Source organism: Streptomyces sp. ADI95-16 (assembly GCF_003721495.1).
In the GTDB taxonomy this organism is placed as follows: domain Bacteria; phylum Actinomycetota; class Actinomycetes; order Streptomycetales; family Streptomycetaceae; genus Streptomyces; species Streptomyces goshikiensis.
This window is the reverse complement of the sequence record NZ_CP033583.1, coordinates 32580-47286: the sequence shown is the minus strand read 5'-3', so window position 1 is coordinate 47286 and position 14707 is coordinate 32580. Positions and strand designations below refer to the sequence as shown.

General features: G+C 71.3%; 17 protein-coding genes and 1 pseudogene. All 18 read left to right on the top strand.

Annotation, left to right across the window (positions count from 1 at the left end; translation table 11 throughout):
* The first annotated feature begins 289 nt into the window (after nt 1–289).
* Nucleotides 290–1138, top strand: a complete 849-nt coding sequence (locus EES41_RS40115; protein WP_123083477.1) for a hypothetical protein — start codon at nt 290–292, stop codon at nt 1136–1138.
* A 165-nt stretch (nt 1139–1303) separates the two neighbouring features.
* Nucleotides 1304–1516 carry a hypothetical protein gene (locus EES41_RS40110; protein WP_164496248.1) on the top strand — a complete coding sequence of 71 codons (213 nt, stop codon included), beginning with the start codon at nt 1304–1306 and terminating at the stop codon, nt 1514–1516.
* Nucleotides 1513–1704 carry a hypothetical protein gene (locus tag EES41_RS40105; protein WP_123083475.1) on the top strand — a complete coding sequence of 64 codons (192 nt, stop codon included), beginning with the start codon at nt 1513–1515 and terminating at the stop codon, nt 1702–1704. The genes EES41_RS40110 and EES41_RS40105 overlap by 4 nt, the downstream gene beginning before the upstream one ends.
* Before the next feature lie 169 nt (nt 1705–1873).
* The gene (locus EES41_RS40100; RefSeq protein WP_123083474.1) at nt 1874–2158 is read left to right on the top strand and encodes a WhiB family transcriptional regulator; all 285 of its coding nucleotides are present in this window, start codon (nt 1874–1876) and stop codon (nt 2156–2158) included.
* 397 nt (nt 2159–2555) lie between these two features.
* Entirely contained in the window at nt 2556–4373 is a 1818-nt protein-coding gene (locus tag EES41_RS40095) for a DUF2637 domain-containing protein (protein ID WP_123083473.1), read from the top strand.
* 123 nt (nt 4374–4496) lie between these two features.
* Nucleotides 4497–4994, top strand: coding sequence for a hypothetical protein (locus tag EES41_RS40090; RefSeq protein WP_123083472.1), 498 nt, complete (start codon nt 4497–4499; stop codon nt 4992–4994).
* Nucleotides 4991–5227, top strand: a complete 237-nt coding sequence (locus EES41_RS40085; protein WP_123083471.1) for a hypothetical protein — start codon at nt 4991–4993, stop codon at nt 5225–5227. The genes EES41_RS40090 and EES41_RS40085 overlap by 4 nt, the downstream gene beginning before the upstream one ends.
* A 374-nt stretch (nt 5228–5601) precedes the next feature.
* Entirely contained in the window at nt 5602–7632 is a 2031-nt protein-coding gene (locus EES41_RS41990) for an ATP/GTP-binding protein (RefSeq protein WP_254211951.1), read from the top strand.
* A 17-nt stretch (nt 7633–7649) separates the two neighbouring features.
* Entirely contained in the window at nt 7650–8066 is a 417-nt protein-coding gene (locus tag EES41_RS40075) for a conjugal transfer protein TraB (RefSeq protein WP_123083470.1), read from the top strand.
* A gap of 79 nt (nt 8067–8145) precedes the next feature.
* On the top strand, nt 8146–10254 hold the full coding sequence (locus EES41_RS40070) for a chromosome segregation protein ParM (protein ID WP_123083469.1): 2109 nt from the start codon (nt 8146–8148) through the stop codon (nt 10252–10254).
* Between the two features lie 73 nt (nt 10255–10327).
* Complete coding sequence (locus EES41_RS40065; protein WP_123083468.1) at nt 10328–10516, top strand: hypothetical protein; 189 nt, start codon at nt 10328–10330, stop codon at nt 10514–10516.
* Between the two features lie 67 nt (nt 10517–10583).
* The gene (locus tag EES41_RS40060) at nt 10584–11114 is read left to right on the top strand and encodes a hypothetical protein (RefSeq protein ID WP_123083467.1); all 531 of its coding nucleotides are present in this window, start codon (nt 10584–10586) and stop codon (nt 11112–11114) included.
* 117 nt (nt 11115–11231) lie between these two features.
* Entirely contained in the window at nt 11232–12038 is an 807-nt protein-coding gene (locus EES41_RS40055; protein WP_123083466.1) for a hypothetical protein, read from the top strand.
* 116 nt (nt 12039–12154) lie between these two features.
* Entirely contained in the window at nt 12155–12370 is a 216-nt protein-coding gene (locus tag EES41_RS40050; protein ID WP_123083465.1) for a hypothetical protein, read from the top strand.
* A gap of 194 nt (nt 12371–12564) precedes the next feature.
* Nucleotides 12565–13029 carry an RRQRL motif-containing zinc-binding protein gene (locus EES41_RS40045; protein WP_123083464.1) on the top strand — a complete coding sequence of 155 codons (465 nt, stop codon included), beginning with the start codon at nt 12565–12567 and terminating at the stop codon, nt 13027–13029.
* A 124-nt stretch (nt 13030–13153) separates the two neighbouring features.
* Complete coding sequence (locus EES41_RS40040; RefSeq protein WP_123083463.1) at nt 13154–13738, top strand: hypothetical protein; 585 nt, start codon at nt 13154–13156, stop codon at nt 13736–13738.
* Nucleotides 13735–14073, top strand: coding sequence for a hypothetical protein (locus EES41_RS40035; RefSeq protein ID WP_123083462.1), 339 nt, complete (start codon nt 13735–13737; stop codon nt 14071–14073). Before EES41_RS40040 ends, EES41_RS40035 begins: the two co-directional genes overlap by 4 nt.
* A pseudogene (locus EES41_RS40030) lies at nt 14070–14240 on the top strand (AAA family ATPase); the annotation flags it as partial. The gene EES41_RS40035 and the pseudogene EES41_RS40030, both read left to right, overlap by 4 nt.
* Between the last annotated feature and the right edge of the window lie 467 nt (nt 14241–14707).

Below are 14707 nucleotides of genomic sequence, written 5' to 3'. Positions count from 1 at the left end.
CTTGACACCTGAGGGTACCTGAGGCAACCTGATGTAGGTAAGGCGGTGGTCCTCCGGAGCACTGCCTAGCAGCACCGCAAAACAGCGGGAGTCTCTGCCCTTTCGGGGTGGGAGGCAGTGGGGTGAGCCGAGCTCCCCCGGCCGAGGCGCCTGTACCGAATAGCTCCACCTGATCTACCTCGAACGGCGCTGCTGCGCTGTCTGTCCGCCAGGACCAACCCGCCGAAAGGCCGGCCTGGCGCGGCAGAGAAGGCAGTACCCGCACCCGATCCCACATCAGGAGGATTCGATGCCCCGCATCCGTCCCGGCCGCGTCCGGACCAAGAACACGAACCGCCGTGAGGCGCTCAGGCTCAGCAGCATGGCCCCGGAGGACTACAACGTCCGGCCCGGCGAAGTGAAGTCGATCGCCTGTCCCGACTGCCGTACCTGGCGCCGGATCATGGGCGAGAAGGTCCTCAAGATCCGCGAGCACCGTATCTCCGACAAGGTCGCCGAGGGTGAAAGGCACGTCCTGTGCCCCGGCACCGACCAGGTCGTCGTCGTCGACATCGACGTCCGGCGCTGGCAGGTCAAGCAGGACTGCCTGCTCCGGGAGGCGATGCCGCAGGACACCCGCCGCGCGGCGCAGCAGTTCTACAAGCCGCTCCCGGCCCCGGCCGCGCCGGTCTCCCAGATGAACGCGGAGATCACGCTGGAGTCGGCCCGCCAGGCATACCTTGCCCACCGCACCCGAATCGTCGGCCGGGGGCGGAGTGCTGCACGGCCGCAGGGATGTACGCGGTGCGTCGGCGGCCAGCACTGCCCGGACGGCGCGATCCTGGCCCGCCGCTTCGTCTTCGCCCTCCAGGCGGAGCCCGCCCGCCGCGAGGCCCGCGAGCAGCAGGAGCGCCAGGAGCAGCGCGCCGCGCGGCAGCAGTCGAGGCCGGCTGTCCGCCGGGCGCAGTGGGCCAAGCACGGCGGCGAGGCAGTCGAGCGGGCGAACAACCGCTGCACGGAGCGGACTTCGGGAACGGTCTCCGAGTTCCGCGGCGCCGACCTGCCGATGCTGCCGCAGAACATCGAGGCGCACGACCGGCGGCAGGCGGAACTGGGCAGGCAGTACGCCCGGAAGACCGCGGCGACGTCGGCGGCCTGACCCCGCACACCGCGACGAACGACCACGGCCCCGGCCGCCCCCTTTACTGCGGGGCGGCCGGGGCCGTGGCTGCTCGTACAGCAGTCGACTCCCCAGCAAGGGAGTGATCGCGACAGCCCTTGGGATTGCGCCCCTTGGACTGTCCAGGACCCTGTGGAGGACCTGATGCTCGACATGATGGCACGCCTTCTCCCCGCCGCTCCGTCGAACAGCGTGTACAGCGACATGGAGGACAAGGACAACGAGATCGGCCCGGAGCGAGACGAGACCGACAGCTTCTTCCAGCTGGTGGGGCCCCTGATGGCCGACGACATGGAGGAGCTGAGCCGGAAGCTCGCCGAGATCAACCGGCGCTCGTCCGAAGGAAGCGGCCGATGACCGCGCCGAAGGCCGACCCGCTGTACGTCAGCTACATGGAGGCGTTCAGCGCCTCCACCCTGCACACCCGCGACTGCACGGCCTGCCAGAACGGCAAGCACTGCGCGGTCGGGGCGCCGATCCACAAGGCGTTTGCGAAGGCCCAGGACGCCTACCAGGTCCGGCAGGCCGCGAAGCGCCGCAGCTGAACCCGGCATTGCCCGTCGTCCCCGCCCCTTCATCCGGGCGGGGCCGGCGGAGAGCGCCGGGAGCACACGCTCCCCCTTCTCGCTCCGGCCCTTCGGCCGCAGAAACAGAACAGCCCCGGGGATGCCGCCCCGGGGCTGTCTCGTACGCACGGACCCTCTGGAGGCCCTCATGCGCACCATCGTACGCACCACGTCCAGCACGCCCGCCGTTGCGCCGAAGCCCCGTCCGGCCTGTGCCAAGGCCGACCCCGAGCTGTTCTTCGCGCATGCCCTGTCGACCCTGCAAATCGCACGGGCCAAGGCGATCTGCGCCACCTGCCCTCTGGTTGCGTCCTGCCTCGAAGGCGCCCTGGAGCGCGGCGAGGAGTACGGCGTGTGGGGCGGGCTCACCGAGGATGAGCGTCGCTCCCTCAAGCGCCGTGCGGTCCGCGGCCACGTCGCGAGCGCCGCCTGACCGCTTCGGTTTCGCGCCCGCCTCGCGGGAGCTGTCCTCAGGTTCGCGCCCGCCCCATGGCACTTCGAGCGCCCGGCTTCCCGCCCTCCGGGCCGTCGGCCTTTTCGTGCGTCCGGGGCGGGTAGAGCCGGTGTCCGATGTCCCGACGATGATCCGTACCGACCGTCGTTTCGAGAACGCCCCTCCCCCGTTTCGCGACCAGTCCCGCCGTTTCGCGCACCCCCTGAACGACCCCTCACGGAGGCCCCCACGACGCTCACCGACTGGCCGCGCACCGCAGCCGAACCCGTCCCCCAGGCGGCTGCACCAGTCGCCGTTTCGGGAACGCGCCGCCGCGTTTCGGGAGCAGCCCCCGCCGTTTCGCGCACGCCCTGAACGACCCCTCTCGGAGGCCCCCATGACGATCACCGACATGCCGCAGACCGCGGCTCCTGTCACCCCCGTTTCGTGCCCGCCGGGCCGCGCTTCGGACGCGCCCGAGAGGGTTTCGGGTGCGGCCCGGGGCGTTTCGGGCCCGGACAAGCGGAAGACGATCAAGCCCACCCGCGACCGGCTGATGACCGCGCTGTCGCTCGTCGCCGCAGTCGGCGGGACGCTGGTCGGCGTCATCGGCTTCGCGATGTCCTACAGCACCCTGGCCAAGGTCGCCTTGAGCTGGGGATTCAGCAAGGAACTGGCCCCGTGGTTCCCGGTCGGCGTCGACGCCAGCATCATCGCGTTCCTTGCGCTCGACCTGTACCTGATCCGCAAGAACACCGCGTGGCCGCTCCTGCGGATGGCCGCGCACGCGATGACCGGCGCGACGATCTGGTTCAACGCCAGCTCGCAGGGCCAGATCGCCTCCGATCCGGTGAAGGCCGCCAGCCACGGCGTCATGCCGGTGCTGTTCGTGATCGGCGTGGAGGCGGCCCGCCGCCTGATCATCCAGAAGGCCCGGCTGGAGGCGGGTACGGTCGCCGACCGGATCCCGCTGCACCGTTGGATGCTCTCTCCCATCGCTACGCCGCGGTTCTACCGCCGGATGCGGCTGCACAACGTCACCTCCTACCCGGCGATGATCCGGCGTCAGCAGGAGCTCATCGCCTACGAGCAGTGGCTCAAGCGCAAGTACAAGGGCGATATCTCCAAGGCCAGCGAGGATGAGCTGCTGCCGATGAAGATGGCCCCGTACGGCTACACCGTCGCCCAGGCCCTGGCCATGCCTGATGACCAGGAGCGGGCAGCCCAGGAGCGCAAGGCGGAGGCCGAGCGGCGCCGCCTGGAGGCGGAGACGCGCAGCGAGGTCGCCAAGGCCAAGGCTGAGGCCGAGCGGCTGCGCGCCAAGGGCGAGGTCGACCTGGTCCAGGCGGAGGTCGACGGCCAGACCGGCCAGGCCCGCGCGCACGCCCGAGCCCAGGTCAGCGCCGCAGAGCGGGCCGCTGAGCTGGAGCAGAAAGCCCTCGACAAGGCCGTGATCGCCGAAGCCCGCGCCCGCGAGGCCGAGGCGGAGCGCCTGGAGGCCGAGCAGCGCAGGGCGGCGGCGGCCGCGGACCTGGAGAAGGCCGGGCTCGAGCGGAAGGCCGCCGAGCAGCGCAGGGCTGCGGCGGAGGCGGACAAGGTCGCGGCGGCGGAGGCCGGCGCGATCGAGACCGAGCGGATCGCTCAGGCGCGCAAGGCGGCGGCCGCCGCGGACCTGGAGGCGGCCGAGCTGGAGCGCCGGGCGGCGCAGAAGCGGAAGGAAGCTGCGGAGGCCGACCGGGTCGCTGCGGCGGAGGCGCAGGCCGTCGAGACCCAGGCCATCGCCGAGGCCCGCGAGGCCGCTGCCGAAGCGGACCGGCGTGCCGCCGAAACGGAGAAGGCCGCTGCCGAAACACGGCGGGCCGCTGCCGAAGCCGAGCGTAAGAAGGCGGAGGAGGACCGCCGCCGGGAGGCCGCTCTCGCCGACGCCGCACGCTCTCAGAAGGAGACCGCCGAAGCCGAGCGGGCCGCTGCCGAAACGCGACGGCTCGCCGCCGAAATCGAGCAGCGCGCGGTCGAAGCCGAGGACGCCGCGAAGCTCTCCCCGCGCGAGCGGGCGGTCCGCAAGGTCGCCCGGATGATCCTCGGCACCGAGGCCGGTGTCGCCGGCCAGCTGCCGCTCGCCGACATCCAGCGCGTGCTCGAAGTCTCGCTCGGCACCGCCTCGGAGTACCGCCAGGAGGCGGCCGAGCTGCTCGCCGGCGGCTACCGCCCCTGATCCACCGTCCGGCACACACCAGTGAGGGCCAGCCCGCGGCATTCGGGCTGGCCCTCGCTGCGACTGCCGGAAGCAGTCCACAGCCCCCCGAGTACAGCAGATCCGACCCCCACGGAGGACCCCGTGAGCACCGAAAACAACGGCCAGCCCTTCTTCGACGACCCGCACGCGGCGCTGCGCGAGATCGCGCGGAACCCCGACGCCTACGCGCACTACCTCGCGGACTTCCACCGGGTCGTGCTGGACATGCGGGCCAAGCTGGAGATCCTCCAGCGCGAGGCCCGCGTGCACTGCCGCGGGGTCCGCGTGGACGGTGACAAGTGGGGTCAGGCTTTCCTGCGCTCTTTCCCGGTGGAAAACTCGCTGAATGGAGTCCTCAAGGACCTCAAGAGCGCCACTTCGGGACTGGAAAAGAGCGCGCATAAGCGCCACGCCCACGACGAAAAGGTGAAGGAGGTAAAGAAAGGCAGAAAGGAAAAGGCGCAGCTCAAGGCGCGTAAGAACAACCCGACGCTCCAGGCCGCCCCGGAAAATCCGGGTCAGCAGGGTGCGCAGAGCCCGAATCCGGGCTATGGTGGTCCCACGTCGATTTGCAACCTGGACCGCAGGGAGTCGGCGTGAGTGCCGGTCGCCCGCTCACGAAAGCGGAGCGGAAGCAAATGAACCGTGCGGAACACGAGCGCAAAATCAAACAGGATTTGATTGCGCAGCACGGCAAGGACCTCGGCACCTTCTACGCCTGGCTCCGGATTGTGAATATCCGAGGCACCCAGGCATATCGCGATGGGGACACGGAGTTCATCCGTGAGGCCGCGCTCGCCCTGCACAACGTCTACAGCCGCCACTCCGGCTAGCTCTCCGCGCCCCGTACGAAGGGCCGCTCCCGATCCCCGGGGGCGGCCCTTCGGCGATCCCAACGCGTGCCGCGCGTGTCGCGTGCCGAGCGTGGCGTGCGCGCGTGTACGCGAGGCCGACGCCGACTGTCAAGCCCAGGAGGAGGGGTCGCGTGTCCGACGACACCGACAGCAACGTCATCAACCTCCCCACTCGGGGCGGCGATTCCGGCGGAATGCCGGATGCCCCCGACGCCGGGGATTTCTTTTACTCCGAACCGTCCGGCAGTAGCGCGGATGGCGGTGCTCCTTCGGACTCCCCGGAAGGGGCGGCCAGGGAACTCCCGGCCATTCGCGGCCCTATTTCCCCGGAAGTCGCATTGCGGGAAACGGGCTTGCCCGACGCCCCGGATTCCGACGAGGAAGAATACGAGGAAGGCGAATACGAGCAGCCTCGTTCCCTCGCCGATCGTCTCGGTGACTGGCTGGAACTCCGTTTGGAAGTGGCGCGGGACCGGCACGCCGGTGAAGCGCCGTTCCGTGAGGCGGAAATAGCACGCAAGGCCGCGCTTTTGGAGGCCCGCACCGCTCAGGAAACCGCGATGATGGAGCAGAACGCCAAGCTCCACACCGCGCAGATGAAAGCGAAGTCCGACAAGGCGGCGGCGCGCGGCAAGGCCGACGCGGCACGGTCCTCCGGCTCCGGCCTGGGCGCCGACAAGGGCGGCCGCTCGAAGGCCGGCGGCGGGGGCAGCTCCGGCGGCTCCGGCCGCGGTGGCGGCCGGGGCTCGGGAACGAACGGGTCCGGCAGCTCCGGTCGCGGTTCCGGGGGCGGCAACTCCCCCAAGGGCGCCGGGAAGGGCGCTGATCGCTCCGCTGGCGGCGGCAAAGGCCCCTCGAAGGGCAATGAGTCGTCCGGCGGGCCGAAAGGCCGCCAGAACGGCGCTGGAGGCTCCGGGTCGGGCAAGGCCGGTACGGGCAAGGGAAGTTCGGGCGGCTCCGGCGGCAAGAACGGCTCGGGCAGTACCGGGACAGGCAAGGGCGGCTCGAAGGGCGACGGCGGCAAGTCGAAGGACTCGCCGGCCGCCAGCCCTCGGACCGAGCGGGCCCGCGGCCGCCAGGAGCGCGCCGCCGCCCGCCAGGCGGCACGCCATCAGCGGCGCAGCGCCGACCAGGCCGCCAACCTCGCCGACCGCAGCAAGGACCGCGACCAGGACCGCGCCGCCGTCCAGGCGGCGCGCGAGGAACGCCGCAGGGTGAAAGCCGAGCGGAAGGCCGCGGCACGGGCGAAGCGGGAGGCGGCCAAGGCCGCCGACGGCCGCACCACCCTGGGCGCGGCCATCGGGCAGGAGGCGCAACACCGCTGGGACAAGCGCCGCGCGGCGGAGAAGGACAAGGCCGCGAAGGACGACAAGGCCAAGGACGACGCCAAGGACGCCACCGGCGACAAGGACTCCGAGGCCACGACCAAGAAGATGACCAAGGACGACCCTGAGAAGCCCTCAGACGGTCCGAAGGACGACTCCGCGACCAAGGAGCCGGACGACGACAAGAAGAGCGGCGAGAAGCCGTCTGACGCCTCCGCAGACACGAACGCGAAGGACGGCACCGGGACGGACACCGACCCCAAGGCCGACGAGGTCAAGGACCCGCCGGACGCCGAAGACAGCGACGACGAGCGCTCCTTCAAGGAGCGGATCAAGGACTTCTTCACGAAGGCCGGCGAGGACAACGCCCCGCCCGAGCCGGAGGAGAGGCTTCGGCCCGAGGACCTGAAGGTCACGGTGGACCGCCCCGGCGGTCCGACCCGGACCCCGCAGCCCGAACCGGCCGAGGAGTACATCCCGGACGCGGTCATCGTCGACGACCCGTCCGACCCCTTCGGGGCGCGCACCAGGAGCCCGGCGAGCCTTCCGAGGGCACCGGAACGCCACACCCGGCGCCCCGGTACCTCCCGGCCCGAACCCGAACCCGAACCCACAGAGTCAGGAGGCTTCAGCGGCATGCGCACGACCCACGCCGTGGTGACTCAGGCCCAGCTTCAAGGCCAGCATCAGACCGACATCACTCTCGATGACTACCTGGTCGATATGACGAACATCGCTCTCGGAACCGACCGGGACAAGGAAGACGCCCAGGAGTTGGCCGCATCGCTGGGACGAACGGCCGACGCCCTGCGCGACATGGCCACTGACCTGGTGGGAGACCACAACGTCGACACCGAGGTGACGCGGTTGGTCTCGGACCTCGCTGATGCCGCGGACAGGATGAAGCGCCGGGCCGAGCAGTGCGCGGTCGAATGCGAGCACGCCTCGGACGGCGCTCTGCTCGCCGCAGGCGCCGTGGCCAGGACCTACCAGGCCGACGCCGACGCCATCGACCAGGCCGGTCTCACCTACGCCTCCTCCTCGGCTCACCACGACTGACAAGAAGGGACCCACCCGTGAGCAACAGTCTTGTCCCCCGTCCCAGCGGTGCGGCCGCGCCAGCGGACGGCGACAGCCGGTTCAAATCCGTGCAGCGCAAGCTGAAGACCCTGGGCGATGCAGTCGATACCGCGAGCGGTGAACTGGAGGCCCTCCAGTTCCGGATGCGCCGCAGGGCCGCCGCAGCTTCTTCGGTGGCCGACGCCATCGCCAACGCCCACCTGGACAAGAAGTTCGTCGAGATGACCCATGCGGTCAGCAGCGCCCTCAGTGGCGCGGCCGTAGAGGTCAACAGCCTCCGCGAGGCCGCCGAGGACGTCGTCAGCCTGGCCCGCGAAGCTCGGCGTACCCACGCCCGGTTGTACGAAGGCCTGGACGACGTTCGCTCCGGACGCAAGGAGCGCACTCCCAAGCCGGGCTTCTTCGTCCGCTGATCCGACCTACCGAAGCCCCTGATGGGCGGCCCGCCACCGACGGCGGGCCGCCCATCGCCACACCCTGGAGGAGAATCCCGTGTCCGTGCCGCGCAGCGTGGCCCTGGAGCGCACCTTCTACACCTTGACCGCGCCGGTCCTCGCCGCGGCCCCGAACCTTTTCGCCGACAGCCCCGTCAACACGGTCGTGCAGCTGGCAGGCGCGGCCGGCATCGGCGGCTGGATCCTGGCCGCCAAGAGCAACGGCTCCGGCGCGGGGCGCAAGATCCTGCGCTGGTCGCCGCTCGTGGCCGCCGCCGCGATCGACATCGCCGCCAAGAACACGATCGGCTGGGGCCCCTACTGCCTGGACGGTATCCTCGCCGCCGGCTGGGCGGCGGCGGGCCTGCTGGTGATGCCCTTCTCCCGGCACACCCGCCGCCGTCACCGCCCCGCCCTCGCCGCCCCGGTCCCTGCGCCGCGGCTGCGGGCCGCCCCCGAGCCGTCCCTCGTGCAGCCGGACGACGGCGCCGACGCCTTCACCCGTCAGGTCCGCTCGCTGTGGGAGGCCCGTGGCCTGCCCGGCCGCACCATCGTCGTCACGGCCACCCCGCACCCGGGCCTGCCCCATGACCTGTCCCTGCTGCTGCGCTCCTCCGAGGCCGGACGGCCGATCTCCGGCCTCACCCAGGAAGCGGTCGCCGCCGCGTTCGGTGTCGAGATCGCCGATGTGCGGATCGAGGACGTGGTCCGGCAGTACGGGCGTGAGGGCGGCCCCGGCTGGAAGGAAGTCCACGTCACACCGGACATGACCGAGCGCCGCCGTAAGGCCCCCACCACCCACGAGTGGTGGGCCGACCGGATCGCCGGCGGGCCCGTGCCCGGCTCGGAGTTCATCAAGAAGGTCCGCGACCACGAGCGGAAGGTCACCCACTACATCGCCCAGGTGCCCGACGAGATGGGCGAGCCGCGCGTCAACCAGCACTCGCTGGCCGCCGCGCTGAAGACCAAGTACGACGAAGGCCGGCTGTTCGTCACCGTCGACGGCAACCAGGTCCTGGTCAGCCTGTGGGACTCCAGCCCGCTCGCGCAGGTCTTCCCCGCCACGAAGGAGCTGCTGACCCCGGACAAGGATGGCCGGTGGGTGACTGGCTACCTCGGCAACGGCCAGCCCGCCCGCAACCGGGTCTACACCGACCGGGGCGCGGCCCATGGCCTGTTCGTCGCCCCCTCCGGCGGCGGCAAGACCCAGTTGATGGGTCTGCACGTCGCGGCCGACGCCCTGTTCGGCGCGGTGGTGTGGCTGGCGGCCGAGGCCCCGGACGAGAAGGCCGCCAAGCTCGGTGAGTACACCGACCGCTACGGCGTCGGCGCGCTCTACATGATCCGGCTCCTGCGCACCCTGGACGCACTGATGGAGATCCGCGGCCAGATGGTGTGGGACGACGGCAGGGTCTACGACTGGGACCCCAACCAGCCGGGCTGCCCCTACCGGATGCTGTCCGCCTACCTGGACGAATTCCTCACCGCCGCCCGCAACGGCGACTACGGCGCGGAGATCATGGACCTCGCCGAGACGGTGTCGGTCAAGGGCCGCAAGTACGGCATCGGCCTCAAGGTGGCCGGCCAGTCCATCTACGTGCAGGACGGCTTCACGCAGCTGCTGTGCGAGAACCTGCGCGAGAACTGCATCCCCGTCGTGCTGAAGGTCGCGCCGAAGAAGGTCGGCGAGATGTTCAAGGCCCTCGGCATCTCCTCCGAGAACACCCCCGAGCCGCTCCCCCGCTCCTTCTCCCCCGCCGAGGCGGGACGGATCGAGCGGGTGATGGCTGGCGAGCCCGAGCCGCCCGCCAGCTCCAACACCGGCGGCGCCGGGTGGATCGTCGAAGCCAAGCAGCCCGAGGTCCTGCGCACGCTGTACATGAACTTCAAGGTCAGCCTGGACGGCTACTTCCCCGACACCACCACCACCCTGACCGACCACGAGATCCGCGAGCTCGAAGCCCGGGACCTGTGGTTCGACTGGACCGAGCCGCCCCGACCCGGCGAGTTCGGCCCCGAACCCACGGACGACGCGGACTGGGACGAGGACGTACCGAAGGAGAGCGGCGGCAAGCGCAGCGGCGGCGGGAAGTCCGCCGCGCGCCGCGATGCGGTCACCTCGCCCCGCCAGGCGCTGGAGGCAATCAAGAACCTCTCCGGCGTCTGACCCACCACTCCACTCAGCAGGGCCCGGCCGAGGCGGCCGGGCCCTGCTCACACCTGACAAGGACACATCGCTCGTGGCCGTATCGATGTCCGTCGTCGTCCTGCTCGCCATCGTCGTGGTCGTCCTCATCCGAGGCGGCTCCGTACGCCCCTGGCACGCCCTGGCCTGTACCGCCTTCGGCTTCTTCCTCGCCTCCACCGGGGCCGCGCCCTTCATCACCGAAGCGATCAGCGGCGTCACCGGCTGGATCTCCACCTTCTGACACCGCCCGGCCGTCGGCGTCGACGGCCGCCGCCCCCTGCACCTCCGACGCCTTCCGAGGAGCCCCGATGCCCCACCCCACCCACGCCCCGCCCATACCGGCCCGCTCGAGCGCGCCGCCCGCCGAACTGTCGCTGGAGGCCCGCATGGCAGCCACGGACGCGGCGATGACCATCCGGCTGGAGGAAGCCGCCGTCGCCTACGAGGTCAACACCGCGCACATCCCGATCGAGCCGGTCGACCTGGGCGACGTCGTCACCCTCCCGCTCACCCCGACGCTCCAGCCCCCGACCCCGTACCCGACGCCGGTGGCGGCGCTCCTTCAGGGCGCGCATCACCGGCTGCTCACCGGCGGATGGTGCTCCGGCGCCCTGGTCGACGAGAACGGTGCCCGGTGCCTGTACGGCGCGATCCACATTGAAGCCCGCGGCGACCAGAGCCTGGAGTCGCGCGGCCTTCAGGTCCTGATGGACGCGATCCGCCGCCAGTTCGGCGACGTCGACTCCGTGCCGTCCTTCAACGACGGCTTCGCCAGTGGCCGCATCCCGATGCGGATGCTCGACCAGGCCGCCGGCCTCGCCGACGCCCGCTGCCTCTGACCCCTGCTCCGGACCACCTGCCTCGCACCCGAACCCACGCGGTCGGGTGCGGGCCAGGCCCTCCGGCCTGCACACCACCGGTCCACCACACGAACCCATCAAGGGAGCACCCTCGCTATGCAGTCCGACGACAAGCCCATCAACGGCCAGCCCAACCCGAGCTTCCTCGACCTGCTCAACCAGACGCCCCCGCAGCCGGACATCGACCTCAACAAGGACCCCGGCACCCCACGCTTCACCCAGCTGCGCGCCGGGTGGAACGCCTCCTGGGAACAGGGCGGCTTCCTGCACGGGCGGTGGGAGGAACTGCGCCAGGCCCCGCAGGCCGGATGGCACCTCATGGCCAACTGGATCAAGGCGCTGCTGGTGCTGACCGGCGTGTGCGCGGTCATCATCCTGCTCGACACGGCGGGCGACATCTTCGACGCCACCCTGAGCCGCATGGCCGACACGGTCCCCGCCACCCGGGCCGGCACCAGCGCCGCCGGCGAGCTGTGGGGCGTGGTCGACAACCCGATCCGCGCGTACATCACCGAGAACACCGCCGGCCTCAGCGTCAGCGCCTCCGCCGCCTACACCTTCTGGCAGCTCGTGGGCTGGTTCGGCCTGATCGGCGGGTTCACCGGCAGCACCGGCGCCCGCATCACCTGGACCTGCTGGGGCGCGGGAAGCGTGCTCGCCGTGTGGTCCGCAGCCCCGGCCGACGGGCGCACCGTCGCCACCGGGATCGCCGTCCTCGCCTGGACCATCGCCTCCACCCTCGCCCTGCGCGGCCTGGGCCTGCGCCCGGTGGTCAACAACTTCCTCCCGCCCGCCCCGGCGTTCCAGCCCCAGATCGAGATCCGGCCCGAGATCCACATCCCCGCCCCGGCCCCCGCGCCCGACGACGACACCCCCGACAACGTCCACCCGCTCCAGCGCTGACCCGGTCGCTCCGCCTGGTCCTCACCCTTCCCCGCAGCCGCGGGGCCGGGCGAGGGCCGGACAGGCCGACCGGCCTCATGCACCACCCGCCCTGTCCCCGACCGAATGGAGAACACGTGGCCGTCATAGGCGTGCTGACGGAGCCGACCCCGCCCACCTGGTGGAAGGCGAACCGGCACAAGGTCTACGGCACCGGCGGACTGCTGATCGGCTACCTGATCGGCACCCACCTGCAAGGCGCCCCCGACCCGCGGCCGCAGCACCCGCGCCCGAGCCACACCACGCCGGCCCCGACCACGCCCGGCGCGCACCGCACGCACACGCCCGCCTGACCCGGCACCCGCTGCTCCGCACCCCGTAGACACGTTCGACGTCGGCGGGGCGCAGAGCCGTGCACCGATCCTCTGGAGGAACTGCCCGTGCTCATCCCCCGCCCGCGCCGCCGCATCGGCCGGCCCCGCCCGCAGCGTCCCGGCCCCCGCTACACGTACCGCCCCGACCGGCTGCCCGGCACCTGGAGCCGGTGATGCCGCGCCGCCGAACGAGGCGCCGCCGCCGCGAGGTGACCCGGGTGCTGCGCAGTGACGCGGCGCTGCCGGAGTTCGACCGCGGCACGGTGCCCGAAGGGCTCGTGACCAGACGGACGTTGCGGGACATGCAGCTGAGTCCCGGCGGCAACGAGGGCCCGGTCGCGATCCTGCGGTGCAGGTTGTGCGCGACCCGCCCGCAGTGGTCCTGCCGTCACCCGACCCGGGGCTTTCTGCTCCGCGTCGACCTGGCGGTGCCCAAGCGCACGCCGACGCTCGCTCAGGAGTGGGCTCTGGACAAGGCGATGGCAGCTCGCCAGACCTGCGGCGACTGCGGGAGGCGCTTCTACTTCTGCCTCTCCAAGAAGCTCGGCTGTTGCATCGAGTGCTTCGACGGCACCCCCGTGGACCCCAGCAGCTACTTCGCACCCTCGGCACCCGCCGCTCACCGGCTGGCCGCGTAGCGCGAGCCCCGTCCCGGCCACACAGGCCGGGACGGGGGCCACACCCGGGCGGCCGCAGCACCGGCAAAGAGCCGGCCGCCCTGCTCCCCTTTCACCCGAGATTCGAGATCAGGAGAACCCCAGCATGCCCCGTCTCTCCCTCACCACCGAGCGCCTGGCCCTCTTCGGCACCCTGCTGGCGATCTTCGGCGAGCTGCACCCTGCCTGCGACCACTGGGTCCAGGGCAGCAAGACGGCCTCGCGCAAGCGGCTGTACGGCGAGGACCTGGTCCACGCCGACGGCTCCCCCGCCACGCCGGACTCCACCCGCCCGACGATGACCACCAGCGCGCTCGGCAGGCGCGCCGTGGCCTGCCACGTCGCCTCGTACACCGCCGTGCAGCTCGGGGCGACCGTCGCGATCACCCGCGCGTTCGGCTACCGCGTCACGCCCACCGCGCTGCTCGCCGGTGCGGCCATCAACGCCGGGACACACGCGGCGATCGACCGCGGGGCCGCTCTGCTGTGGCTGGCGAAGAAGACCAGGAAGACCGGGTACATCGACCACTGCCAGGCGGTCCGCCTCGACGACGAAGGCACGGTCACCAAGGAGCTCACCGGACCTGGCAGCGCGTGGATGGAGCTGGATGCCGCTCTACACCGAGCGATCGGCGTCGGTGCGGCGGCCGTCACCGTCTGGCTGACCACCCGTCCCGGCGCCCGCCGGTGACCCGCACCCGCCTGGACCGCGTTCAGGCGGCCGCCGGAATCGCCAAGCTCGCCCTCCAGCAGATCGAGGACGAACTCGCCGGCGAGGTCGGCGCCCAGGAGCTCGCGCAGATCCTGCGCGAGCTCCACCACGAGGACCACCGCCAGGACGGCGTCTTCGGCTCCCTCGCGCAGCTGCTCACCGTCGCCGCGCAGGCAGCCGGACGGATCGAGCCGGACCGAGACGGCGAGATGTCGTGCCCGCTGCACGAGGCCGCGGCCCTCATCACCGAGAACGCCGGTCTGCAGACCTACTACGCCACCCGTGCTCTTGACCCGCAGGGAGAAGCCGAATGACCACCTTCCGCCTGGAGAACGCGCTGCCCGTCGACACGACGATTCCGGACCCGTCGTTGGTGTGCCTGATCGGCGCGGCCGGTTCGGGCAAGTCGACGTGGGCCTCCACCTGGCCCGCCACGCAGGTCCTGGAGCTCGACAGGTTCAGGGCGATGGTCAGCGACGACTTCTCTGTCAAGTTCTGCGTGTTGATCTGATTCGATGGCCCACGGGGGCGACAGTTCGCGAGTAGCTCTCGTGGACGTCACGAGGTCCCGTTCCGCCCAAAGGCGGGGCGGGATCTCGGCGTTTCCGGGGTCTGTTCGAGGCGATGTCCGGCGCGGACGGGGCCTCGGGCGGTTATCCGGGGCGAGGATCGGCCGGGGTTTCGGGGTGGACCGGGTGCGTGAGGGGCTTGCCGAGGTCACCGGGACGGTCGGTGATCGTGGGCTTCTGGCAGATCCGCGGTAGTTCCTCCCTGGGCAGGGCCTTCAGCCGGGAGCGGGTCGTCTCCGCCCTCCGCCCGTTCGAGGTGTCCGAGATGTCCTTCCCGATCGCCGCGGCAGGTGTCCTGCGCCTTCATCGCCCGCCCGGCCCCCGCCGACAGCACCGGCATGCGCTCGCGGGCAACCGCCAACTCCAGCGGCCCCGACGA